The organism is Nissabacter sp. SGAir0207 (assembly GCF_005491205.1).
In the GTDB taxonomy this organism is placed as follows: domain Bacteria; phylum Pseudomonadota; class Gammaproteobacteria; order Enterobacterales; family Enterobacteriaceae; genus Chimaeribacter.
Map to the genome: position 1 here is coordinate 360,268 of NZ_CP028035.1, position 25,099 is coordinate 385,366.

Genomic DNA, 25,099 nt, shown 5'->3' on the forward strand with positions numbered 1-25,099 from the left:
GCTGACCTATTAACTCGCTGATTTTGAAAATTATCCAGATCCAAGCTGATATTGACCCATCCATGGGTAATCATATTATGCTATTGATTTGTAGGGTTTTAATGTTGTTCGCTGGCTGGCGTAATAAATCATTATCATTATTTGATAATGGTTTGCGCTGAAAGGTTATCCATCAGGGACTTCAATTGATAACAAGTGAGCGTGCAACAAGTCAGCCTCATGCTAATTTCACTAAAATATAATGCCTGCTGGCGCAAATCAATACTGTATAAAATTTATTCGCCTGCAATCTAAATTTATTCCTAATTAAGCAGGCGGATGGTTGTTGTAAATGAGCTATTGGCTTTGTTAAGGTGTGACTTAATGTTTACTTGGTTGCTGTTTTTTTGGGTGAATAACGTAAATTCTTGCTCCACACTTTTTATTCACTTAATTTATTGTGTAGATGTATTGAATTGAAGTGGCGTTCCGGTGAACTCACATTGACGACGCTGACCCGTTCTGCATTTCACAGCCCAGATCAGTTATTCAGGGGATTTTTCGCGAAGGGTAACCGTTCGTGCAGTCGCTCTTCCGGCCATTCCGGCAGGCGATAAGGCAGCCACCGGGAAGATGGCGGTGATGACGCTACCAACCGGGGCGGGATCAGGTGACGGCTGGATACAGGCGGGCATGGTCACCGGAAGCCAAAACGCAAAAACCCGCCTGATGGCGGGTTCTCCTTAGCTATGTCGTGTAAAAGACGGTGACCCTAAAAAAGGATAATGCCCGGCTTAACCCGCTGGCATTATCCCTCCATCACTACGCGAAAGATTAGTTCACTGTAAGATCAACGGTTAACCGGAATTCAAAACCGAAGGGTCCATCAGGCCACTCTTTGCCCATGAAATGGATCAAGCCAGTATAGTGACCTGGGGGTAAATCAGGGTTTTCACTGCGCTTGAAGAAGAAGCTCGCTGAGTCTGGGTATTTCCCACCTTCACATCGTGTGGCATCGTTCATCAGGAAATTACCGCAAGGATTTGAACGCGACCCTTTCACATTGAGTGTGTATTGCTTGCCAGTGCCATCAGTCAGCACGATAGGCGTGGAAACATCACTCTTCTGGCCATAGCTCACTTTCCAGACCAGGCTTGTCGGACCGGTGGTTGGAGCGATGGTCAAGTAACCCATTGCAGGGTAACCATAAATCGACGCAGATTTATAGGTTGAGTCATCGGATGTGATATACCAGGTGTCATACAACGTGCCGATGAAATTCACCTCCTTATTCGTTTTGCTCGACGCGTTAATGGAGGCGGTAACCTCTGCCAGGCCATTGGTATTGCCTGACAGCGTGACCACGCTCTTGCCCTGACTGTCGGTTTGCGGCGCGGTTGCTGACAGCTTGTTAATAGACGCTGTCCAGTTTACCGTCGCATTTGGTACAGGGTTGTCATTCGCGTCCTGGATTTGCGCGGTATAGGTCGCCTTATCGCCGCCGTTACTCAGCACCGTGTTTTTATCCACGCTGAGGCTCGTGACGACGGCCGTTTTCGCATCACCAATGAAAGCGACTTTCGCGGCATCCAGCGTCATGGCAGGGGAGGCGAGGGATGCCGTCATCACCATGTCGTTGGCTTTCAACGTTGTCGCGTTGACGGTCGCTACCCCGCTCGCATCGCTGTTGCTACTGGTGACAGACAGCTTCGCGTTGGCATCGCTGCTCTGCCAGCCCACAGCCACCTCTGGCAGCAGGTTGTCGTTGGCGTCTTTCACCAATACGTTCCAGGTGACCTGCTCTACGCCATCCGCCACGGCCTGCGTCTTATCTGACTGAATATCAGACAGTTTCGCCGTAGTGACATCGCCAATATATTCTACGTTGATACGTTTTTCAGAGTGATTGATTCCTGCTCCCAGTTGCGTGACCATCGCTTTGGTGGTCGTGAAGGTCATGGTTGCCGTGCCGGTGGCATCCGTCAGGCTGGTGTCGCCCGGCGTAAAGACGCCCGCACTGTTATCACTCCCCCAGTGAACCAGCGCATCAGGTACCGGGTTGCCCTGAGCATCCTGAATCACCGCAGTCAGCGTCACGCTGTCTTTCCCAGCGACCAGCCCGGTTGTGCGGTCTGCGGTGAGACTGACCACCTCTTCAGTCGCCGTATCGGCGGCAAAGCGGATAGTCTGCGTGGTTTGAGACGGCGTTGCATCTACCCACGCGACACCTTTATAGGCGATGGCGTTTTGTGAGCGTAACTGCACCGTTGCCGTACCTGTCGCGTCCGTCAACGAGGTAGGTGACGAGAGCGTGAAGGAGGGATTCGGATCCGTCGTGGTTGCGTCCCAGTTCGTGGTGACCTGATTTACCGGGTTACCATAGCTGTCCAGCACCGTGGCGATCAGCGTCACCGCATCACTGTTGTTGGCTATTGCGCTGTACTTATCCGCTTTGACCACATCAACATGCGCACTCTTCATATCAGCAACAATATTCAGCGTGAGCGATTTCTGGCTACTGTTGACGCTGCTTGCCTGAACCAGCGTGGCTTGCGCCAATGTGCTGCTGAAAGTGACGGTTGCGATGCCATCCGGCCCGGTGGTGGAGCGGGTTTCGCTGAACTGCCCGCTGGCGTTATCGCTCGTCCAGTTGACTATCACGTCCTGTACTGGGTGGTTGTTCACATCCACCACTTCTGCACTCAGGGTAACGGCATCGCCAGCGGTGATATCACCGGTTTTATCTGCGATCAGCTTAACCAGCTGAGCCGTTGATGGGTCCGCAGTGAAGGTCACAGTCGACGTCACGCTGCTGCCATTGATGCTCATGGTCACCGTGTAATCCCCGGTACCCGCAGAGGTCAGCGATACCACTGCTTCGCCCTGCGCATTGGTCTGGGACGTGGTATCAGACAAGACGCCATTCCCCGGACTGACGCTCCAGTCAACATCAACCTTGTCCAGTACGTTGCCGTGGCTGTCTGTCACATTACCGGTGAAGGTGATGCTGTCTAAGCCATTCGCCAGCGCGGTGTCTTTGCTGAATTTCAGATCAACCGCGGTTGCCGTTTTTATATCACCGATAAAGGTGACCACCGGCGCATCGTAGGCAGCATTGCTTCCTACGGTTGCTGACACGTTGACCTTGCCGGCCTCGGTGGTTTTGGCGGTGATGGAGGCTTTGCCGTTGGCATCCGTGGTGGTGGTTGCGGCAGAGAGCTGCGTTCCGGCCGGGGTGACCTGCCAGTCAACAGTGGTGTTCGCCAACATATTGCCATTCGCATCAGAGACCGTGGCCGTGTAGGTCACGATGTCCACGCCATCCGCAACCGCCTGGGTTTTATCCGTCTGGATATCCTTTATCTGAGCCGTGGTGGCGTCAGCTGTAAAGGTGAGCGGAACGGATGTCTGCGCTGCCCCGGCGGTAGCTCGGGCTGATACCGTGATCTGGCCGGCCTGTGTGGCCGTCAGCGTCATGGTGGCGTTACCCTGCTTATCGCTGGTGCTAGACGGCGCATTCAACGTGCCCTTACCGGATGCCACTTCCCAGTTCACGGTCGCGTTAGAGACCGGGTGGTTGTTGGCGTCCACAACGTGGGCGACTAACGTGATCGCATCACTATTGTTCGCCACGGCCTGGGTTTTATCCTCCTTCAACGACTGCACCGTCGCGGTGGCCGCATCCGCGACAAAGTCGAGCGCTGGCGATGTACGCGTCTGCCCATTCACTGTCGCGCTGACGGTAATATTCTCTACCGCCGTGTTTTTCACAGTAATGCTGGCTTCACCCTGCGCATTGGTTTGCACCTTCTCCGAGGAGAGCGTCGCCGTGCCGCTGGTGGTGTCCCAAACCACATCTACCCCGGAAACCGGGTTATTGTTGGCATCCTTCACAAGGAGCGTCAGTGTGGTCGAATCATTTCCGTTGGCCAGAAGGGTGGTTTTACTGGCGTCGATGTTGCCCGGTGTGGCGGTGGTGGTATCTGCCACAAAGCTGACATCCGGTGCGTTACGTGCCGTGCCACTGCCGGCGCTGGCGGACACGCTGACGGTTCCCGCTAGCGTGGTTTTCGCCGTCATCGTGGCTTTGCCGTTGGCGTCAGTGGTGGAGGTGGTGCCTGCAAGTTGGGTTTGTGAAGGCATCGCCGTCCAGTTCACGGTCGTATTCGCCAGCGGGTTGCCGTTGGCGTCCTGCACGGTGGCGGTGTAGGTCACCTTGTCCTGACCATTTGCCACAGCCTGCGGTTTGTCGACCGTGACATCGGTAACACCGGCGGTAACACTGTCGGCGGCAAACGTCAGGGTGCCTGACAACTGTTCAGCCCCGGTGGTTGAGCGGGCGGAGACCTTGACCTGGCCTGCCTGTGTGGCGGTAAGCGTCACGACGGCGTTGCCCTGCGCATCACTGGTGCTCTGCGGCGCACTCAAGCTGCCACTGCCGGAGGCCACGCGCCACTCGACGGTTGCCCCGGTAACGGCGTGGTTGTTTGCATCCACCACATGCGCAGTCAGCGTAATGCGATCGTTGTTGTTGGCTATTGCCTGAGTTTTATCCTCTGTAATTGACGCGACAGCCGCCGTGCTGGCGTCAGCCATAAACGTCAGTGCCGGGGAAGGCTGGGTTTGCCCGTTAAAGACGGCATTGACCACCACATTTTCAACCGCCGTATCACTGACAGTGATGCTGGCTTCACCCTGCTTATCCGTCTGCACGCTGCTGGCGGAAAGGGCGGCCGTGGCGCTGGTGGTGTTCCAGGTCACATCCATATCGGGAACCGGGTTGTCGTTGGCGTCCACTAGTCGGGTAGTCAGTGTGGCGCTGTCCTGACCATTCGCCAGTAGTGTGGTGTTGCTGGCGTTGACTGCGCGTAATGTTGCCGTTGAGCGGTCTGCGGTGAAATGGGCCACCGGGGCACTCACTTCATCGCCGCTGACTGCCTGGGCAAACACGCTGACATCACCTGCCAGGGTAGTGGTCACCGTTGCAGTGGCCTTGCCGGAGGCATCTGTCTGGCTGGTTGCGGTAATGGTGGTCTGCCCAGGGGAGGCGCGCCAATTTACCGGGCTGTTCACCAGCGGGTTACCCGCGGCATCAAGGACAGTGGCGGTGTAGATCACGCTATCCGAACCATTGGCCGTGGCCTGCGTTTTATTTGCCGTAATATCCGTAATGGTCGCCGAGGTGGCGTCGGCAATGAACGTCAGCGGATTGGACGCTTTTGCCGTGCCGGATGCGGTGCTGGCCTCGACCACTACTTGCCCAGCCTTGGTTGAGGTTAACGTAATCAGGGCGTTACCCTTGCTGTCACTGACAGTTTGCGCATCACTCAAGGTTGCCACGCCTTGCTTGACAGCCCAATTGACCGTGCTGTTTGCCACTGCGTGGCCGTTCGCATCGCTCACATGCGCCGTCAACGTGATGCGATCGCTGTTATTGGCGGTCGCCTGATTTTTATCTTCCTGTATGGTCGCCACATTGGCGGTTGCGCTGTCGCTGGTAAAGGCGATGCTCTCCGAGGTTTGCGTCTGCTTGCCAACCGTCGCGCTGACCGTCAGCATTTCCACGTCAGAAGAGGTGACGCTGACAGTGGCTTCGCCATTGTCATTCGTCTGGCTCTTGCTGGCAGAGAGATGCGCAGTTTGACTGCTGGTTACCCATGAAATTTCAACGCCTTTAAGCGGATTGTTATTGGCATCCAGCAGCGTGGTTTTCAGGGTGGCGGCGTCCTGACCGTTAGCCAGCACACTGTTTTTGTCTACGGTCAGCGGCGACAGAATGGCAGTGGAAATATCCACGACAAACGTCAGCAGCTCGGACTTAACCGGCGTACTGTTTGCTGGCGTAGCAGCAGAGACCACCACTTTCCCGGTTTTCGGCGATTTAAGCGTTAGGACTGCAATGCCCTCAGCATTGGTGGCACTCGACTTATCCGCCACATGGATCTGGCCATCTTCGCTCTCTACCGACCACTGTACCGAGACATTTTCCAAGGGATGGTTGCTGGCATCTTTGACCTGAGCGCTCAGGGTAACGCTGTCCTGATTATTGGCCTTAATCAGGGTCTTATCCTGATCAACCTTAACCACTTTTGCCGAGGCGGCATCAGCGGTAAAGCTCAGCGGATCGCTGCTTATGCTGGCACCGTTTTCGATTTGGGCTGTCACGGTGGTGTTCAGTACTTCCGTGCTGCTCACCGTCACCGAGGCTGCGCCCTCTGCATTGGTGACGCTGGTGGCAGAGGAGAGAAGCGCCTTATCGTTGTCTGTTGTCCAGTGCAGGGTGATGTTACTGGCTGGCGTATTATCCTTTTTGACCACATGCGTGGTCAGGGTAATGGTGTCGCTGCCGTTGGCCAGTGCGCTCTGTTTCGACGTATCCAGTGAGGTGAATGTAAGATCTTTGATCAGTGAGACGAGGGTAATGGTGGTGGTCGCTAGTTTCTGCGTGCCTTTCAGTAAGGGTTGAATCAGCACATCACCGGGCATCGTGCCGCTGGTGAAGGTGCTGGTATAAACACCCGCGCTTTTCTCCGTCCAGCTGCTGATTTTTTCTTTCACATCCGGCGTTGCCGCTTTGACACCTTTTACACTGCTCTGGCGTACCAGTTCAGCGCTCAGGTCGCCAGCCAGCCCGGTAACCTGCTGCCCACTCACAGAGGCGATAGTGGTGGTGAGGGTTGCGGTACTGACGCCATCGGCAGGCAGGCTGGTTGCATCTACACTGCTCTCGGAGACAAACTGTGCTTCGTCAAAGCCGTCAACGACCACAGACATATAGCTGTTGTCAGAGTGGTTGCCCTGATTATCCCAAGCAGTGGCAGAGACCACCCAAGCGTTATTCTCCTTACCACCTTGCTGGTAGGGAGGAAGCGTTATCGTCCATCCATTGCCGACCTTATCGATTTTTCCGCCACGTTTAACCAGTGCATCATCCTGCCAGGTCAGGTGATCGACAGGGTATTTGCTTTTCACTTTGATGTTCACGGGCAGTACCTGCCCCTCTGTTCCCTCAATACGGGAAGGCAAGGAAAGGCTGATAAGCTCTTTTTTACGGTAGTCCAGAATGATGTTGTTGTTGCGGTTGACCAGCGCCATACGGGAGCCGAGCAGCGAACGCTGCTGTTTTACCTGATTAGGGTCCATTTGGTCTTTCAATGGAACGCCGGCAGCCCAATTGAGTGCCAGATTGATCTGGGTATCTTTCTGGTCTTCTTTGCCAAATTTTTGATCCAGCCCAACGGTGAGCAGCGGGAACGGGGTGTAGTTCAGGCCCGCCGTCAGGGCATACGGATCTTTTTGCCGATCGTCTTCATCGTCGCCAAACAGCGCCACATTGTCGCCGTAATACTTCTCCCAGGTCAGCTTCGCGCCAAATTGCGGCCAACTGGGGAGATAGCCTTCGGCCCGGATATCGTAACCATCAGCGACTCGCTCCTGGTAGTCCTCATACTCACGCGAATCCATCCAGCCGGATAAGCGCTTATAGCCATTGGCGCTGATTTTCAGGTTATCCCACCCGAGTTCGCCACCCACGCCCAGACGCTGGTGCGCATTGTGCGAAATCTGACGATCGTAAAAGAGGTTAACCCCCCACATCCATGTGTCAGAGAAGTGACGGTAACCGACGCCGAGGTTAATGATGTTTTGGTCATCATGGCGTCTCCCACCGAGCTGACTGAATAGCAGGTTCTGCTTCTTGTCATCGTACAGGGGGAACAGCAGATCCAAATCAGCACTGTCCAGTGAGAATTCATCATCAACGCTGACGTTGATTGCCGCAGTACCGAACTGTTGCAGCCACTGTTGGATTTCAGCGGTCGCCATTGAGGTACCCGCATTGATCATGGTGCTGGTAAGCGCATCCGCCGAGTCATCCTGGCTTAGCATGTTTCCGGCTGTGGTAGCCAGTTGCGCCAGGCTCTGTTCAGTCGGGGTTGCCTGCGTGCTGGGCGTAGCCGAAAGGGTCTGTTCCGTCTCAGCGGAAGCCGAGAACGAAAACATCCAAGGGTTGATGCTAGTGAAAAAGAGGTAAATTGTTGCCTGGAAGAAAGCAACAACCCTCCTAATTGAAGGACGCATAGTTTATTCCTGTTAAATCTTTTGATTCAAGGTTGAATAACATTTGTCTTTTAGGCTTCTACCGGGAAGAGTCTTTTTTGACTGGCTGGCAGAAGTTCGATTTTATCGTTAGATGATGTTTGTCTCTTGTGCCTTAATGACCGCTACACATTCATTTTATGAATGGTAATATGTTTCATCATATGGATAATCTTCACTGCCATGACCGGGTTTCCGCGTAAATCTATCGGCGCAATTCGTCTATTTGACCTATCACCTCTCTAATTTAAATAGAACGCAAGTGTGGCTTGTTCTGTTCTATCCCAGAATTTCTTTAATAATTTATTGATTTATATGATTACATTGGCTGACGATAGGACAAGTGCCATTCTTTCCTCATTGCTCAAGTTCAACCGTTACCCATCAGGGACTGCAATGGATTAGGCAGGCAGGCAACAAGTGAGGTTTATTCTAAGTTGCTTAAAATATAGCGGATATTGGCGAAAATCAACGCTACATAATCATTATCCAGTTGAACTATTTATTTGTTGCCTGATTGGTTAGCACAGCAATGTGTTATTAATTTGTTGTTTCCTTTTGTTGGGGTATATTAATTTTTAACCGGCTGCTCTTCTTTTGGATAAATAATGTGAAATCATTCAGGTCATTTTATTTTTTCTTAATTCATTGTGTGGGCAAATTGAATTAAAAATATTTGGTATAAATATGTATCCACGGGCAGAACGCAAAGTTTATGGTTGGTAGCACTGTGAGGATGTTGTCAAAAGGGAGGGTAAGGAGAAGGGCGCCCGCGCTGCCCGCAGGGCGAGCCGCAGGAGGCGGCGAGTGAATCGAACGCAGTTCGATGGAGAGTCCGGATGCCAGAAAAGCAAAAACCGCCTTTTGGGCGGGTTCTTTGAATAAGGGGTGCCCGGACTCGGACAAAACGCCGGGAGCGTTTTGCACAGCGCGTTAGCGCTGCCCGTAGGGCGAGCCGCAGGAGGCGGCGAGTGAATCGAACGCAGTTCGATGAAGAGTCCAGACGCAGAAAAGCAAAAACCCGCCATAAGGCGGGTTTTCTGAATAAGCGGTGCCCGGACTCGGACAAAACGCCGGGAGCGTTTTGCACAGCGCGTTAGCGCTGCCCGCAGGGCGAGCCGCAGGAGGCGGCGAGTGAATCGAACGCAGTTCGATGGAGAGTCCGGATGCCAGAAAAGCAAAAACCCGCCATAAGGCGGGTTTTCTGAATAAGTGGTGCCCGGACTCGGACAAAACGCCGGGAGCGTTTTGCACAGCGCGTTAGCGCTGCCCGCAGGGCAAGCCGCAGGAAGCGGCGAGTGAATCGAACGCAGTTCGATGAAGAGTCCGGACGCAGAAAAGCAAAAACCCGCCATAAGGCGGGTTTTCTGAATAAGTGGTGCCCGGACTCGGAATCGAACCAAGGACACGGGGATTTTCAATCCCCTGCTCTACCGACTGAGCTATCCGGGCAACGGGGCGCATTAAACCGTATTGGCTGGATGCCGTCAACGGCTTTATGCATATTTCTCCCTGCAAATGATTCGACTGCTCTCTTTTCCATCAATATCCCTCGGTGAGGGCGGATGAGCGCCGCTTTTCATCGGGCGGCCGTCAGGCCAGAGCACCATATTTCCGGCATTGCGCGACCTGCAAAACATCCTCTGCCAGCCGCAATGCCACCGCGACGTCGTGGGCCTGATGTTTTATCAGCAATTTACTCAGGCACCCCTCCAGAATCAGCTCCATTTGCTCGGCCACCATCGGCGCGTCATCGGCGTCCATCTCCTGCAGCAGCGCCAATGTGTAGTCATAGGAGGCGCGCTTTTGCTGCTCCGCCAGCTGGTGCACCGGGTGCTCCGTATCCGGGAAGAAGCTACAGGCGGCGATAAACAGGCAGCCGGGGTAGCGTTGCTGCTCCACATACTCACCGAGCACCTTGTAGCGCGCCAGCAACTTCTGTTGCGGCGACAGCGTCTCATCAAGCAGCAGTTGCCGCCGCCAGGCATCAATCTGTTGGCCGTGGTGGCGCAGGCAGTCATAGAGCAGCGCCTCGCGATCCGGCCAGAAGCGGCTTAACTCTCCCACTGAACTGCCCGACGCCGTGGCCACCATCTCCACGGTGGTGGTGGCCAATCCGCGCTGCTCCAGGAGCGTTAATGCATGGTTCAGCACTTGTTCACGTTGCACGTTGGCGTTCTCCCATTTCCCGTTCAGACAAGTAGTGTCGTTTACTGATCCCGTTTCTGCAAATGCGCCGTGAAGGCCGGCGCATCCATAAACCCAGTAATGCGCAGGGCGGTCTGCTCCTCACCCTGGCGATTGAATAGCAGGATGGTCGGCAGGCCCAGCACCTTCAGCTCGCGCAGCAGGGCCTGCTGCTCCGGCGTATTGGCGGTGACATCCGCCTGCAACAGCACGGTGTCCGCCAGCGCACGCTGCGCCTCCGGCTGGCTGAAGGTGTACTTCTCAAACTCTTTGCAGGCTACGCACCAGTCGGCGTAGAGATCAAGCATCACGCGCTGGCCGTGCGCCTGTTGCAGCGCCTGCGCCAGCTCTGCCCGGCTGCGGATCGGTTGGAACGCCAGCGCGGGCGATTGGGCCGCGGCGGTCGGGGAGGGGAAGGCCCACTCCTGCACCGGGCGCGCCACTACCAGCGCGGCGGCCAACAGCAGCAGTTGCAGCGGCCGGATGCCGCGCCGTGTGCCCTTCAGGCTCAGCAGGAACGCCCAACCGAAGAAGGCGATGCCGAGCAGGCTCCAGAGCCGTTCTCCCCAGGTGTCGCCCACGATCCGCTCCAGCAGGAACACCGGCAGCGCCAGAATCACAAAGCCGAACGCTTCTTTCACATGCTGCATCCACGGCCCGCTGCGTGGCAACAGGCGGTTGCCGAACAGCGTCACCGCCATCAGCGGCAGCCCCATGCCCAGCGCGTAGAGATAGAGCGTGCCACCGCCAGCCAGCAGATTGCCGCTCTGGGCGATGTAGAGCAGGATGGCGCTCAGCGGCGCGGTGGTGCAGGGGGAGCAGATCAGCCCGGCCAGTGCGCCCATCGCAAACACGCCGGGCAGCGAGCCGCCGCGCTGGTGGTTGCTCCACAGCGCCAGCCGGGTCTGGAGGGCGGAGGGCAGTTGCAGGGTGAACAGGCCGAACATCGACAGCGCCAGCAGCACAAACAGCACCGACAGGCCCACCAGCACCGCCGGGCTTTGCAGCGCCGCCTGGAAGGAGAGGCCGGCGGCAGCCACCACCAGCCCCAGTAGGGTGTAGGTCAGCGCCATCCCTTGCACGTAGGCCAGCGCCAGCCAGAAGATGCGGCCACTGCGTTGGCGTTGTTCACGCCCAAGGATTAGGCCGGAAATGAGCGGATACATCGGCAGCACGCAGGGGGTGAAGGCAACGCCAATGCCAATCAGCAGCGCCCAGAGTGGCGAGAAGGGCAGCGAGGCGGGCGGGGCGTCAGGAACCGCCACCGGCGGCGCGGCGGCCGGCGCTGTTTCGCCCGGCGTAACCGCCGTCAGCGGCACGATTTTGGTCTCTGGCGGGTAGCAGAACCCCGCCTCGGCACAGCCCTGATAGGTCACCTTCAGCTGGCTGCCCGGCGCGGCGCGGTCAATCGGCAGCGCCACAGACAACGCATCCTTATAGATTTCGGCAATGCCGAAAAACTCATCCTTATGCGACAGCCCCTCCGGCAGCGTCACTGACCCGAGGGTAGCGTTATCGGCCGTCCACTGGATCTGCTGGCGATAGAGGTAGTAACCGGGCTTGATCTGCCAGTTGAGCGTCAGTTGCGCGCCGCGCTGGGAGAAATCAAAGGCGAACGCCTGATCGGGCGGCACGAATTGCTGGGAAGCGGGCTGCGAAAAGAGTGAGGCGTGCGCAGCCAAAGGGAGCAGCAGCAGGCTGCCCGCCCAGATTATGGCTTTAATGATGCGGTAATCCATGAGAGGTAATCTTTGTCTCCGTCGCGAACCGGTAGCACCAGCAGTTCCGGTGTCTGGTAGGGGTGGTGTTGTTTTAGGCAGGCGAGCAGCGCCTCTTGGTGCGCGCTGTCGCTCTTGATCAGCATCTGCACCTCATACTCCTGTTCAAGCTTGCCCTCCCAGTAGTACATCGAACTGGCGCCGGGCAGCACGGTCACGCAGGCGGCCAGCTTCTCGCCGAGGGCGACGGCGGCCAGACCTTGCGCGCTCCCTTCGTCCGGTGCGGTACAGAGCACGACAATCGCGGTGGGTTCAGTCATCAGGGCCTCGCGTGGGGTAGGGATGAAACAGCAGGAGCAGAGACTATAGCGCGAAGCGTCGGGGGCTTGAAGGCGGGGCGGTGGATTTTACCGCGGGCAGCCAGCGCTGCCCGCGTAAGCCGTCAGAGCAGCAGGCCGCCGATCGCGAAGCTGAAGATGACCGAGAGCGTCACGCCCAGCGTACCGGGGATAAAGAAGGGGTGGTTGAAGACAAAGCGCCCGATGCGGGTGGTGCCGGTGTCATCCATCTGCACCGCCGCCACCAGCGTCGGGTAGGTCGGCAGGATAAACAGGCCAGAGACCGCCGGGAAGGAGGCCAGCGCGGTCAGCGGCGCGACTCCCAGCGCCATCGCCATCGGCATCAGCGCTTTGGCGGTGGCCGCCTGCGAATAGAGCAGGGCGGAGCAGAAGAAGAAGATCACCGCCAGCAACCAGGGGTGGGACTGGATGACGCTACCGGCCGTATCTTTAATCCACGTCAGGTTGTCCTGCACAAAGGTATCGCCCAGCCAGGCAACGCCGAGGATACAGATGCTGGCGCTCATGCCAGCCTTGAAGGTACTGGCGTTAAGAATGGCGGCGGTATCAATGCGGCAGGCCAGGGTGATCAGCGTCGCGACGCTCAGCATGATGATCAGGATGGCGTTGGTGGTGGTGGTCAACGGCTGCGCCGGGGTGCCGAACAGCGCCAAATGGACGCCGTTGCTGTTATAGATGGCGTAGAGCACCACCGCCAGCACGCCGAGCAGGAACAGCAGCACCGAGTGCGCCGCGCGCGGCGGGATGGTCAGGCTATGGCTGCCTCGCAGTGTCACCAGACCCTCCGCCAGCCGCTGCTGGTAGACCGGGTCATCCGAGAGCCGGGCATTGAACAGCCAGCTCACCAGCAGCGACATCACCAGCACCCCCGCCAGCGTGGCCGGGATCATCACGCCGAGCAGCGTCAGGTAGCTGATACCGTGCGGCTCCATCGCCGAGGCCATAAAGACCACCGCCGCCGAGATAGGTGAGGCAGTGATGCCAATCTGCGCCGCCACGACGGCGGTGGAGAGCGGGCGGCAGGGGCGGATGCCCTGCTCTTTCGCCACCTCGGCAATCACCGGCAGCGCCGACAGCGAGATGTTGCCGGTGCCAGCAAACAGCGTCAGGAAGTAGGTGACCACCGGCGCCAACAGGGTGATGTAGCGCGGGTTGCGCCGCAGCAGCTTCTCGGTCTGGTGCACCAGATAGTCCATCCCGCCCGCCACCTGCATCGCGGAGATGGCCGCGATCACGGCCATAATGATGGAGATGACATCAAAGGGGATGGAACCGGGCTTGACGCCCACCAGCGCCAGCGCCAGCACCCCCAGCCCACCTGCAAAGCCAATCCCGATGCCGCCCAGACGGGCGCCGAGGAAAATGGCCAGCAGCACAATGACAAATTCGAGTATCAACATGGTTCTGCTCTCGCGCTTATAGCGCGCTCCTTAGTGAAAAATGAAAACGTATTGTTATTATTTTGTGAGTACCAAAAGAAAAGGGCACGTTATCCGTGGGAATAACGTGCCCTGAAATCAGGTCGGAACAGGTTTACTGTTCATTTTCATCGGTATAGCGTTTGGCTTTATAGGCCGGGAACATCAGGTTCTGCACCGAGAAGATGTCGTCCAGCTCCGCCTCGGTCAGCAAACCGCGCTCCAGCACCACTTCGCGCACGCTCTTGCCGGTCTCCGCACAGATCTTGCCGACGATGTCGCCATTGTGGTGGCCGATGAACGGGTTGAGGTAGGTGACGATGCCGATGGAGTTGAATACGTAGGATTCGCACACCGCTTTGTTGGCGGTAATGCCGTTGACGCACTTCTCCAGCAGGTTATAGCAGGCATTGGTCAGGATGTGGATCGACTCAAACATTGCCTGCCCAATTACCGGCTCCATCACGTTCAGTTGCAGCTGGCCCGCCTCGGAGGCCATGGTGACGCAGGTGTCATTGCCGATCACCTTGAAGCAGACCTGATTCACCACCTCTGGCACCACCGGGTTAACCTTGGCGGGCATGATGGAGGAGCCAGCCTGCAACTCCGGCAGGTTGATCTCATTCAGGCCCGCGCGCGGGCCGGAGGAGAGCAGGCGCAAGTCGTTGCAGATTTTAGAGAGTTTCACCGCCAGCCGCTTCAGCGAACTGTGCACCATCACGTAGGCGCCGCAGTCGGAGGTGGCCTCAATCAGGTCTTCTGCCGGCACGCAGGGCAGGTTGCTCACCTCGGCCAGGTACTTCACCGCCAGCGGCTGGTAGCCCTCTGGCGTGTTGAGGCGGGTACCGATGGCGGTTGCGCCGAGGTTCACCTCCAGCAGCAGTTCGCCGGTGCGCAGCAGGTTTTTGGTCTCTTCCGCCAGCAGCACGTTAAAGGCATGGAACTCCTGGCCGAGGGTCATCGGCACCGCGTCCTGCAACTGGGTGCGGCCCATCTTCAGGATGGTTTCGAACTCTTTGGATTTGCGCTCAAAGCCCTCGCCCAGCTGGCCAATGGCATCAACCAGCTTCAGGATCGAGGCATAAACCGCGATGCGGAAGCCGGTCGGGTAGGCGTCGTTGGTGGACTGGCACTTATTCAGGTGATCGTTCGGGTTCAGGTACTGGTACTCGCCCTTCTGGTGCCCCATCAGCTCCAGACCGATGTTGGCCAGCACCTCGTTGGTGTTCATGTTGAGGGAGGTGCCCGCGCCGCCCTGGAACACGTCCACCGGGAACTGATCCATGCACTTGCCTTTATTCAGCACCTCATCACAGGCCAGGATAATGACATCGGCGATCTTGCGTGGGATGGTTTTCAGTTCTTTGTTTGCCAGCGCAGCCGCTTTCTTCACCATCACCATGCCGCGCACGAACTCCGGGACGTCGCTGATTTTGGTATTGCTGATGTAGAAGTTTTCAATCGCACGCAGGGTATGGATCCCATAGTAAGCCTCTGCCGGCACTTCACGGGTGCCCAGCAGATCTTCTTCGATACGAATAGTGTTAGACATAGAACCTTCTTGTTTGATGCCGTAAATGGATGACTGAATAAATAGTAGTCTTTGAGCTGAATCGTGCCTGCGCCACAGGATAAACCACCGCCCCGCTGGCGGGCACGATCATATGCTGCTTTTCAAGAAATGCACGTGCGCGGCTCACTCCCCACGCAATCCATCCCGCCCAGTTGTATATCTGTGAAGGAGTTCACACTTCCCGCCCGGCCAGAAGAAAAGTCACCGGTACGGTTGAATTCTCCCGCTGGCAGCACCATCTCAAGGTAGTCAGCCCGGTTGCGTGGCAGCCTGGCCCCCATTTTTACGCGTTGGCGACCAACATGCCAGCGCGTTTGCTGAAAGGAGAGTGCGGTGCGTCTGTTACCGTTATTGGTGATATTTCTGCTGGCCTACATCGAAATATCGCTGTTTATCCAGGTTGCCCATGTGCTGGGCGTCTTCCTTACCCTGCTGCTGGTGATCTTCACCTCCGGCGTTGGGATTTCGCTGGTGCGCAATGAGGGGATGAAGACCCTGATGCAGATCCAGCAAAAGCTGGCGCTGGGCGAAAGCCCGGCGGCAGAGATGGTCAAGAGCGTGTCGCTGCTGCTGGCGGGCTTCCTGCTGCTGCTGCCCGGTTTCTTTACTGACTTCCTCGGCCTGCTGCTGCTGTTGCCGCCGGTGCAAAAACACCTGACGCTCAAACTGTTGCCGCACCTCACCTTTAGCCGCAGTGGTTTCCGCGCCGGGCAGGGTGGCGGCGCGACCTTTGAGGGTGAATACCAGCGCAAGGATGAGTACCACGAGCGCTTGGGCCACACCGACCGCGAGAAAGACGACAAGTAGGGCGAAAGCTGAAAAGGCCAGGCTGGGGTGGCGGCGTCCGCCCCGGCGCGTTAGAGTGCGGGCTGGCCTAAGGCGGCCCACCAATTTTGCGGGGCAGGGCAAGAACGAAAAATTTTTTTGGCTCTGTCCCTTGAAGGGGGCGTGAATGCCCCCCATCTAGAAAACCACGAGGCCGGAGGCATACCCCGGCATCTCTTATCCTGAATCAGATATGGACCTTCTCAAAGGAGAGCTATCAATGAAAATTCGTCCATTGCATGACCGCGTTATCGTCAAGCGTAAAGAAGTCGAGTCTAAATCTGCTGGCGGCATCGTTCTGACCGGCTCTGCGGCGGGCAAATCTACCCGTGGCGAAGTGCTGGCTGTGGGCAATGGTCGCATCCTGGAAAACGGCGAGATTAAGCCGCTGGATGTGAAAGTTGGCGACATCGTTATTTTCAACGACGGCTACGGCGTGAAAGCCGAGAAGATCGACAATGAAGAAGTGTTGATCATGTCTGAAAGCGACATTCTGGCGATTGTTGAAGCGTAATTCACGCGCAAATCACTGAACTGAACGAATTTAAGGGAAAGTAAAATGGCAGCTAAAGACGTAAAATTCGGTAATGACGCTCGTGTAAAAATGCTGCGCGGCGTTAATGTGCTGGCTGATGCGGTAAAAGTTACCCTGGGCCCGAAAGGCCGTAACGTAGTGCTGGACAAATCCTTCGGCGCACCGACCATCACCAAAGACGGCGTATCCGTTGCACGTGAAATCGAACTGGAAGACAAGTTCGAAAACATGGGCGCACAGATGGTGAAAGAAGTGGCCTCCAAAGCGAACGACGCTGCGGGCGACGGCACCACCACCGCCACCGTTCTGGCACAGTCCATCATTACTGAAGGCCTGAAAGCCGTTGCCGCTGGCATGAACCCGATGGATCTGAAGCGCGGCATCGACAAGGCGGTCATCTCCGCTGTTGAAGAGCTGAAAAAACTCTCCGTTCCGTGCTCTGATTCCAAAGCGATCGCTCAGGTAGGTACCATCTCCGCCAACTCCGACGACACCGTGGGCAAACTGATTGCCGAAGCGATGGAAAAAGTCGGCAAAGAGGGCGTGATCACCGTTGAAGAAGGTACTGGCCTGCAAGACGAGCTGGACGTGGTTGAAGGTATGCAGTTCGACCGCGGTTACCTCTCCCCTTACTTCATCAACAAGCCGGAAACCGGTTCTGTTGAGCTGGAAAGCCCGTTCATCCTGCTGGCTGACAAGAAGATCTCCAACATCCGTGAAATGCTGCCAGTGCTGGAAGCCGTGGCGAAAGCCGGCAAACCGCTGCTGATCATCGCGGAAGATGTGGAAGGCGAAGCGCTGGCGACCCTGGTGGTTAACACCATGCGCGGCATCGTGAAAGTGGCTGCGGTGAAAGCACCGGGCTTCGGCGACCGTCGTAAAGCCATGCTGCAAGACATCGCTACCCTGACTGCCGGTACCGTTATCTCTGAAGAGATCGGTCTGGAGCTGGAAAAAGCGACGCTGGAAGACCTGGGTCAGGCTAAACGTGTGGTCATCAACAAAGACACCACCACCATCATCGATGGCGTGGGTGACGAAGAGACCATTCAGGGCCGCGTAACCCAGATCCGTCAGCAGATCGAAGAAGCGACTTCTGACTACGATCGCGAAAAACTGCAGGAGCGTGTGGCTAAACTGGCTGGCGGCGTCGCTGTCATCAAAGTGGGCGCAGCAACTGAAGTTGAGATGAAAGAGAAGAAAGCCCGCGTTGAAGATGCCCTGCACGCAACCCGTGCTGCGGTAGAGGAAGGCGTGGTAGCGGGTGGTGGCGTGGCGCTGGTGCGTGTGGCGAATGCCATCGCTCAGAGCGGCCTGAAAGGCGACAACGAAGACCAGAACGTGGGTATCCGTGTTGCGCTGCGCGCGATGGAGTCCCCGCTGCGTCAGATCGTCTCCAACGCCGGTGAAGAGCCGTCCGTTGTGGCTAACCAGGTGAAAGCCGGTGAAGGTAACTTCGGTTACAACGCGGCCACTGAAGAGTACGGCGACATGATCGGTATGGGTATCCTGGATCCGACCAAAGTGACCCGTTCTGCTCTGCAGTACGCCTCTTCCGTTGCTGGCCTGATGATCACCACCGAGTGCATGGTGACCGAGCTGCCGAAAGAAGAGAAAGCAGACATGGGCGCCGCAGGTATGGGCGGCATGGGTGGCATGGGCGGCATGATGTAATCCGTCCCTGACTGTCCCCCACAGTCTGTAGCGAAACCCCCGGCCTTGGCTGGGGGTTTTTATTTATCTGCGCATTAATTCGCAACTAATTGATTGTTGCTGCTATATATCTATCATAGTCTCGCTGAATTAACGTATAAACTGTAGACTACCTGCGCGCAGCCTATCGTCAGGGCAGCGGATGCCTAACCGGCACGGCGCCCCGGCTGGTAAGGTCGGCGAGAGTCTTAACTATATGGGGAAAAAGATGCGGATTAACGTCTTTCTTGGTCTTTCAGCAGCCTTGCTGCTGGCGGGTTGCAGCAGTACCCACCAATTGAGTTCGGCTGGCCAGCAGGTCAAATTTACCGACAGCCAACCGAGCAGCAGCTGCCGGCTGGTGGGTGAGGTGACCGGCTCGCAGAGCAACTGGTTCTCTGGCACCGGTGGCGATGGCAGTTCCATGCGCGGCGCGGCCAATGACCTGCGCAACAAAGCGGCGGAGATGGGCGGTAACGTCATTTATGGCGCCACCAGCCCGAGTGAGGATTTCTGGTCCAGCTTCGTGCCGAAAGACAGCAAAATGGTGGGTCAGGTCTACCACTGCCCCTGACAGGCAGGCAAGCAGTGCCCGGTGGCGAGGTCTCCCTCGCCCTCCTTGGGCCGTCAGGCTTGCTTCAGGTAGAGATCGAGCGGCGTTTTGCTCGGCTCGCCGCCCACTTCCCGCGCCAGCTTCGGCACCATATAGCCGGAGACCTTGGTCAGCAGCGCCTTCACCAGCGCCCGCGCCTCATCATCCCCCACCATAAAGTGCGCCGCACCCTGTACCTTATCCAGCACATGCAGGTAGTAAGGCAAAATGCCCGCGTCAAACAGGGCGTTGCTCAACTGTGCCAGGATCTCCGCGTCATCATTGACACCGCGCAGCAGCACGCTCTGGTTTAGCAGCGTCACGCCAGCGCGCTTCAATTGCGCCATACTCTGACGCAGGGCGTCATCGATCTCCTGCGGGTGGTTGATGTGGGTCACCATCAGCACCTGCAAGCGGGAGCTGGACAGCCGCTGGCAGAACGCCGGCGTGATGCGGGCAGGGATTACCACCGGCAAGCGGCTATGGATGCGCAGCCGTTTCAGGTGCGGAATTGCCTCCAGCTCACCGATCAGCCAATCCAGTTCGTGGTCTTTGGCCATCAGCGGATCGCCGCCGGAGAAAATTATTTCATCCAATTCTTCATGCAGACGGATATACTCCAACGCCCTGGACCAGTTGGCCCGGTTGCCTTGGTTATCCTGATAGGGGAAGTGGCGGCGGAAGCAGTAGCGGCAGTTGACCGCACAGCCGCCCTTGACCAGCAACAGCGCGCGGTTGCGGTACTTGTGCAGCAAACCGGGCACCACGCTCTGCTGCTCTTCCAGCGGATCGGTGGTAAAACCGGGTGCGGCGACAAACTCTTGCTGGGCAGTCAATACCTGGATCAACAGGGGATCCGTCGGATCGCCGGGTTGCATCCGGGCGGCAAAGGCGCGGGGTACGCGCAAGGGGAAGAGGCGACGGGCATCACGTCCCGCCTGCAGCTCCGGATGGTGTTCAAGGCCGAGCAGGGTTAACAGTTCATCCGGGTCAGTAATAACATCGGCGAGTTGCTGCAACCAATCTTCTCTAACCGCCGTGTCTTGGGTTATAATATGTGCCATTTTTTTGGCTAAGCTACCAGTTTACATTATTCAGAGGGCCACTATGGCGACTTATTCTAGCAACGATTTCCGTGCCGGTCTTAAAATCATGTTCGAAGGCGAGCCTTACGCTGTCGAATCCAGCGAGTTCGTCAAACCGGGCAAGGGCCAGGCGTTTGCGCGTGTTAAAATGCGTCGTCTGCTGACCGGCACCCGTGTTGAGAAAACCTTCAAATCCACTGACTCCGCCGAAGGCGCAGACGTGGTCGACATGAACCTGACTTACCTCTACAACGACGGTGAGTTCTGGCACTTCATGAACAACGAAACCTTCGAGCAGCTGGCTGCAGACGCGAAAGCCGTAGGCGACAGCACCAAATGGCTGCTGGATCAGGCTGAGTGCATCGTGACCCTGTGGAACGGCCAGCCGATCTCCGTGACCCCGCCGAACTTCGTTGAGCTGGAGATCGTGGATACCGATCCGGGCCTGAAGGGCGACACCGCAGGGACTGGCGGCAAGCCGGCTACCCTGTCCACTGGCGCCGTGGTGAAAGTACCGCTGTTCGTCCAGCTGGGTGAAGTGATCAAAGTTGACACCCGCTCTGGCGAATACGTCTCCCGCGTGAAGTAATGCCCCTGCCGCTGCGACGCCCGTTGCAGCGGCAATTTTGGATCCCTACCATGCTGAATAAAATCCAGCGCCTTGCCCTGTTCCTGCTGATGCTCACTGCCCTGACCGGCTGCAACACCGCCCGCGGCATGGGTGAAGATATCCAGCACCTTGGCAGCGCCATCTCCCATATCGCCAGCTGATTTGTCCGCTTAAAAAATATCCTGTTGTTTTCCGCATGTTTTCTTTTCTTGGCTACACTAAAGGGGCATGAGCACACTTCCCTGTAGAAGAAGGATATTTTTATGTTGAAGAAAACTCTTTTGGTGGTGCTGTCCCTGGCGTTTCTCTCTTCACTGACAGCGTGCAATACGACGCGTGGGGTGGGGCAAGATGTTGAAGCCGGCGGCGAGGCAATCCAGCGTACTGCTCAGTAATAGGAAGGGTACGGACACGCTGTCTCTGTGGCCGTACCTGATTTTTCTCAGGACTGGTTAACCCAAATCAATTTGCTGGTATCAAAGCCATAGCGTTTGGCAGTCTCCAGCAACCGGCTTTTCGCCACCTCATCCAAAATCGGCGTGCGTGACAAAATCCACAGGTACTTCTTGTTCGGGCCGCAGACCAGCGCGTACTGGTAGTTACGGTCCAGCTCTATCACGTTATAGCCACCATAGAAGGGGCCGAAGAAGGAGACCTTGAGTGCCGCACGCACCGGTGTCCCCAGAAAATAGCCTTTGCCCTCACTCTCCTGCCAGGTTTTCTTTTTGGGATTGTAGCCGCGGTTGATCACCTTGATGCCGCCATCCTGACGGGTGCTGTAGTTGGCGGTGACATGATCCAGCCCACGCTCGAACCCATGATCCATGCGGGCGATTTCATACCAGGTGCCGAGGTAGCGCGGCAGTTCAAAGTTCTCTACCACTTTCACATCCGGTGGCGGCTTCACGCTACATGCTACCGAAAATAGCGCGGTCATCATGACGCCGAGTTTTGACCAAAGATGCATAGCCTTTCCTTTTCTCATCCATCTGCCTTAAGTGTAGGTAATAAAAATGAATAAGAGGCAAGCCGCCAAATAAAAACGGCCCCGCAGGGCCGCTGTCAGTGATAGTGCGCTCAGAGCGCCAGCAGGCCGATGGCGCTGACGATGGTCAAAATGGCGGCCAGTCCATAGAACAGCCACTTGCCCGCCGGGATGTGCAGCTTGAGATCGTGGGTCATGTGGTGCAGGCGATGCAGCCCGCACCACAGCGGCAGCGCCGCCATCAGGAACAGGAATATCCGCCCCAGCCAGCTCTGGCTAAAGGCCAGCACGCGCGCGTAGCTGAATGCCCCGTCTGGTGCCCAACCCAACGGTAGCAGCACGCCGAGCAGCAGGATCACGGCGGGCGCCACCAGCGCCGTCCACATGCCGCCGGCACCAAACAGCGCCCAGAACGGCGGCTCATCAGAGCGTTTCGGTTGTTGGTTCATCAGGTTCTCCCCCTCTTAATAGAGCGCCAGCAACAGAATCGCCAGCGACAGCACCACCATCACGCCCCACAGCAGGGCGACCAGCGGGGCCGGTTTCAGTTTCTCCCCTTTCACGATCAGGGTGGCGGCCTTCGGCGCCAGCTCAAACCAGGTTTTGCTGTGCAGCAGCGCCGCCGCCAGCGCGATCAGGTTGAGCACCATCACCAGCGGGTTTTGCAGCAGCTGGACAAACGCGGCCCACCCCTCTGGCCCGGCCTTCAGCCGGTAGATGCCGTGGATCAGCAGCAAACTGAACCAGACGGCGGGCAGGGCAGTGGCCTCGCGCAGCATGTAGAAGCGGTAGAATGCCAGCCGTTGCCACCAGTCAGGTGTCACCGGGCGGACATAGGGTTTGCGTTGGGTGGTCATCATGGCTCTCCTTATCGCGGCTTCAGCATGGCAATCATGAAATCCTTGCTGCTCTCCACCTTGCCCTGCTGGATGGCGGCGGCCGGGTCTACCTGTTTCGGGCAGACATCTGAACAGTAACCGACGAATGTGCAGCGCCAGACGCCGTTCTCCCCGCTGAGTTGCGGCATCCGCGCGGCCTTGCCGTGATCGCGGCTGTCGAGGTTGTAGCGGTGGGCGAGGGTGATGGCCGCCGGGCCAATGAACTCCGGGTTCAGGCCGAACTGGGGGCAGGCGGCGTAGCACAGCCCGCAGTTGATGCAGCCAGCGAACTGGTGGTATTTCGCCATCTGCGCCGGGGTTTGCCGGTTAGGCCCCTCTTCGGGCTGGCGCGCATTGCCGAGGATGTAGGGCTTGATCGCCTCCAGGCTCTCGATGAAGTGCGTCATGTCGACCACCAGATCGCGCTCGATCGGGAAGTTGCCGAGCGCCTCCACCTCCATGCCCTGTGGGTAGTCGCGCAGGAAGGTTTTGCAGGCCAGTTTCGGCACGCGGTTGACCATCATGCCGCAGGAGCCGCAGATCGCCATCCGGCACGACCAGCGGTAGGCCAGATCCGGCGCAAGGTGATCTTTGATGTAGCCGAGGGCATCCAGCAGCGAGGTCTGCTCATCGTAAGGCACCCGGTATGGCTCCGGGTGCGGCGCGGTATCGATCTCGGGGTTATAGCGCACGATCGTCAGGATCATCTCAGCCATGGGTCTGCTCCTCTGCCGGGTTTTCAGACGCTGCGCCATAGACCCGTTTGGCTGGCGGCAGGGTGGTAATCTTCACCTCGCTGTAGTCAATGCGCGGCGTACCGCCGGGGGTGGCGAAGGCGAGGGTGTGTTTCAGGAAGTTCACGTCGTCACGCTCCGTACAGCCAGGGTCAAGCCGCTGGTGCGCGCCGCGCGACTCACGGCGGGCCAGCGCGGAGTGCGCCATGCATTCGGCCACCTCCAGCCCGTGCATCAGCTCCAGCGTATAGAGCAGGTCGGTATTGAAGACGCTGCCCTTGTCGGTGATGGCGATGCGCTGGCTGCGCTCCTTCAATTCCGCCAGCTTATCGACGGTCTTCTGCATCAGCGCCTCGGTACGGTAGATGCCGCACCCCTCCTCCATCGCCATGCCCATCTCATCACGCAGCGCCCCCCAGCGCTCGCCGCCCTGTTGGTTCATGCGTTGCACCAGCCGCTTCTCAATGTCACGGGCCTGGCTCTCCAGCGCCTGCTGCGGGGCAGGGGCGCTCTCAGCCGCGCGTAGCGCCGCCTGCTCGCCGGCAATACGGCCAAAGACCACCAGTTCCGCCAGCGAGTTGGAACCGAGCCGGTTGGCGCCATGCAGGCCCACGGAGGAGCACTCGCCCACCGCGAACAGCCCACGCAGGCGGGTTTCGCACTGGCCATTGGTTTCGATGCCGCCCATGGTGTAGTGCGCGGTAGGGCGCACCGGGATCGGCTCCTTCACCGGATCGACACCGACGTAGGCTTTCGCCAGTTCGCAGATAAAGGGCAGCCGCTCCAGCAGCTTTTTCTCGCCCAGGTGGCGCAGGTCAAGGTGAACCACCTCGCCACGCGGCGTGGAGATGGTGCGGCCAGCGCGCCACTCATGCCAGAACGCTTGCGACACCTTGTCGCGCGGGCCAAGCTCCATATATTTGTTCTTCGGCTCGCCCAGTGGCGTCTCCGGCCCCATGCCGTAATCCTGCAAGTAGCGGTAGCCATCCTTATTGACCAGCACACCGCCCTCGCCGCGGCAGCCCTCGGTCATCAGGATGCCGGAGCCGGGCAGGCCGGTGGGGTGGTACTGCACGAACTCCATGTCACGCAACGGTACGCCGTGGCGATAGGCCATGCCCATGCCGTCACCGGTGACGATGCCGCCATTGGTGTTGTAGCGGTAGACCCGGCCGGCACCGCCCGTGGCCATCACCACCGCGTTGGCGCGGATCTGCACCCGGCTCCCCTCCATGATGTTGATCGCCACCAGCCCGCGCGCCTCCCCGTCATCCACCAGCAGGTCGAGCACATAGTGCTCGTCGAAGCGGCGGATCTGCGGGTACTTCAGCGAAGTCTGGAACAGCGTGTGCAGCATGTGGAAGCCGGTCTTGTCGGCGGCGAACCAGGTGCGCTCAATCTTCATGCCGCCGAAGCGGCGCACGTTGATGCTGCCATCCGGCTTGCGGCTCCAGGGGCAGCCCCACAGCTCCAGCTGGGTCATCTCCTGTGGGCAGCGCCGGACAAACTCCGCCACCACATCCTGCTCGCACAGCCAGTCGCCGCCAGCAACCGTGTCATGGAAGTGGTACTCCAGCGCGTCATGGGACTGGGTCACCGCCGCGGAGCCGCCCTCCGCCGCCACCGTATGGCTGCGCATGGGATACACTTTGGATATCAGGGCAATCGTCAGGGCCGGATTGGCCTCGGCTGCGGCGATTGCGGCGCGTAACCCCGCCCCGCCGGCACCGATGATGGCCAAATCGGCATAAAAGGTTTGCACGGCACTCCTCCTTCAGGCTTGAAAACAGCCGCTGCCGCCCGACCGGTGCGGGAGCACCCACACAAGGCGG

General features: G+C 57.9%; 19 protein-coding genes and 1 tRNA gene. 7 read left to right on the forward strand and 13 right to left on the reverse strand.

All coding sequences use genetic code 11. From position 1 onward, the window contains the following. Positions 1-813: 813 nt before the first annotated feature. The 7 genes from C1N62_RS01660 to aspA all read right to left on the reverse strand — a co-directional run bounded on the left by C1N62_RS01660 (position 814) and on the right by aspA (position 15,310). Positions 814-8,058, reverse strand: coding sequence for an Ig-like domain-containing protein (locus C1N62_RS01660; RefSeq protein WP_137761989.1), 7,245 nt, complete (start codon positions 8,056-8,058; stop codon positions 814-816). Between the two features lie 1,394 nt (positions 8,059-9,452). Then, positions 9,453-9,528: transfer RNA gene (locus C1N62_RS01665), tRNA-Phe, on the reverse strand. Positions 9,529-9,669: 141 nt separating this feature from the next. After that, a complete protein-coding gene (locus C1N62_RS01670) occupies positions 9,670-10,245 on the reverse strand; it encodes a transcriptional regulator (protein WP_137761990.1) in 576 nt (191 codons plus the stop codon). A 41-nt stretch (positions 10,246-10,286) separates the two neighbouring features. Then, a complete protein-coding gene (locus tag C1N62_RS01675) occupies positions 10,287-12,002 on the reverse strand; it encodes a protein-disulfide reductase DsbD (RefSeq protein ID WP_137761991.1) in 1,716 nt (571 codons plus the stop codon). Then, positions 11,975-12,301 (reverse strand): divalent cation tolerance protein CutA, encoded by a 327-nt coding sequence (cutA, locus tag C1N62_RS01680; RefSeq protein ID WP_137761992.1) that lies wholly within the window; start codon positions 12,299-12,301, stop codon positions 11,975-11,977. Before cutA ends, C1N62_RS01675 begins: the two co-directional genes overlap by 28 nt. A gap of 122 nt (positions 12,302-12,423) precedes the next feature. Beyond that, a complete protein-coding gene (locus C1N62_RS01685) occupies positions 12,424-13,740 on the reverse strand; it encodes an anaerobic C4-dicarboxylate transporter (RefSeq protein WP_137761993.1) in 1,317 nt (438 codons plus the stop codon). Positions 13,741-13,873: 133 nt separating this feature from the next. Then, complete coding sequence (aspA, locus tag C1N62_RS01690; RefSeq protein ID WP_137761994.1) at positions 13,874-15,310, reverse strand: aspartate ammonia-lyase; 1,437 nt, start codon at positions 15,308-15,310, stop codon at positions 13,874-13,876. Between the two features lie 354 nt (positions 15,311-15,664). On the opposite strand from aspA, the gene C1N62_RS01695 reads away from it, so the two are divergent. The 4 genes from C1N62_RS01695 to C1N62_RS01710 all read left to right on the forward strand — a co-directional run bounded on the left by C1N62_RS01695 (position 15,665) and on the right by C1N62_RS01710 (position 18,957). Then, positions 15,665-16,138: an FxsA family protein gene (locus tag C1N62_RS01695; protein ID WP_137761995.1), complete on the forward strand. Its 474-nt coding sequence runs from the start codon at positions 15,665-15,667 to the stop codon at positions 16,136-16,138. A 238-nt stretch (positions 16,139-16,376) separates the two neighbouring features. Then, entirely contained in the window at positions 16,377-16,670 is a 294-nt protein-coding gene (locus C1N62_RS01700; RefSeq protein ID WP_137761996.1) for a co-chaperone GroES, read from the forward strand. Between the two features lie 45 nt (positions 16,671-16,715). After that, positions 16,716-18,365 carry a chaperonin GroEL gene (gene groL, locus C1N62_RS01705; RefSeq protein ID WP_137761997.1) on the forward strand — a complete coding sequence of 550 codons (1,650 nt, stop codon included), beginning with the start codon at positions 16,716-16,718 and terminating at the stop codon, positions 18,363-18,365. A 247-nt stretch (positions 18,366-18,612) separates the two neighbouring features. Continuing rightward, positions 18,613-18,957, forward strand: a complete 345-nt coding sequence (locus C1N62_RS01710) for a DUF4156 domain-containing protein (RefSeq protein WP_137761998.1) — start codon at positions 18,613-18,615, stop codon at positions 18,955-18,957. Positions 18,958-19,010: 53 nt separating this feature from the next. On the opposite strand, the gene epmB is transcribed toward C1N62_RS01710, so the two are convergent. Continuing rightward, positions 19,011-20,039, reverse strand: coding sequence for an EF-P beta-lysylation protein EpmB (gene epmB, locus C1N62_RS01715; protein ID WP_137761999.1), 1,029 nt, complete (start codon positions 20,037-20,039; stop codon positions 19,011-19,013). Between the two features lie 43 nt (positions 20,040-20,082). Between epmB and efp the strand changes: the two genes are divergently transcribed. The 3 genes from efp (at position 20,083) to C1N62_RS01730 (ending at position 21,065) form a co-directional block, all read left to right on the forward strand. Next, the gene (gene efp / locus C1N62_RS01720; RefSeq protein WP_137762000.1) at positions 20,083-20,649 is read left to right on the forward strand and encodes an elongation factor P; all 567 of its coding nucleotides are present in this window, start codon (positions 20,083-20,085) and stop codon (positions 20,647-20,649) included. A 50-nt stretch (positions 20,650-20,699) separates the two neighbouring features. Next, positions 20,700-20,831, forward strand: coding sequence for an entericidin A/B family lipoprotein (locus C1N62_RS01725; protein ID WP_137762001.1), 132 nt, complete (start codon positions 20,700-20,702; stop codon positions 20,829-20,831). Between the two features lie 102 nt (positions 20,832-20,933). Further along, positions 20,934-21,065, forward strand: a complete 132-nt coding sequence (locus C1N62_RS01730) for an entericidin A/B family lipoprotein (RefSeq protein WP_137762002.1) — start codon at positions 20,934-20,936, stop codon at positions 21,063-21,065. A gap of 47 nt (positions 21,066-21,112) precedes the next feature. Here C1N62_RS01730 and blc read toward each other — a convergent pair whose 3' ends face one another. The 5 genes from blc to frdA form a co-directional block, all read right to left on the reverse strand. Further along, entirely contained in the window at positions 21,113-21,637 is a 525-nt protein-coding gene (gene blc, locus C1N62_RS01735; protein WP_137762003.1) for an outer membrane lipoprotein Blc, read from the reverse strand. A 110-nt stretch (positions 21,638-21,747) separates the two neighbouring features. Beyond that, positions 21,748-22,107, reverse strand: coding sequence for a fumarate reductase subunit FrdD (frdD, locus tag C1N62_RS01740; RefSeq protein WP_137762004.1), 360 nt, complete (start codon positions 22,105-22,107; stop codon positions 21,748-21,750). 12 nt (positions 22,108-22,119) lie between these two features. Then, complete coding sequence (gene frdC / locus C1N62_RS01745; protein WP_137764874.1) at positions 22,120-22,512, reverse strand: fumarate reductase subunit FrdC; 393 nt, start codon at positions 22,510-22,512, stop codon at positions 22,120-22,122. An 11-nt stretch (positions 22,513-22,523) separates the two neighbouring features. Continuing rightward, positions 22,524-23,249, reverse strand: coding sequence for a succinate dehydrogenase/fumarate reductase iron-sulfur subunit (locus C1N62_RS01750; protein WP_137762005.1), 726 nt, complete (start codon positions 23,247-23,249; stop codon positions 22,524-22,526). Continuing rightward, positions 23,242-25,029, reverse strand: a complete 1,788-nt coding sequence (frdA, locus tag C1N62_RS01755) for a fumarate reductase (quinol) flavoprotein subunit (protein ID WP_137762006.1) — start codon at positions 25,027-25,029, stop codon at positions 23,242-23,244. Before frdA ends, C1N62_RS01750 begins: the two co-directional genes overlap by 8 nt. Positions 25,030-25,099: the final 70 nt, after the last annotated feature.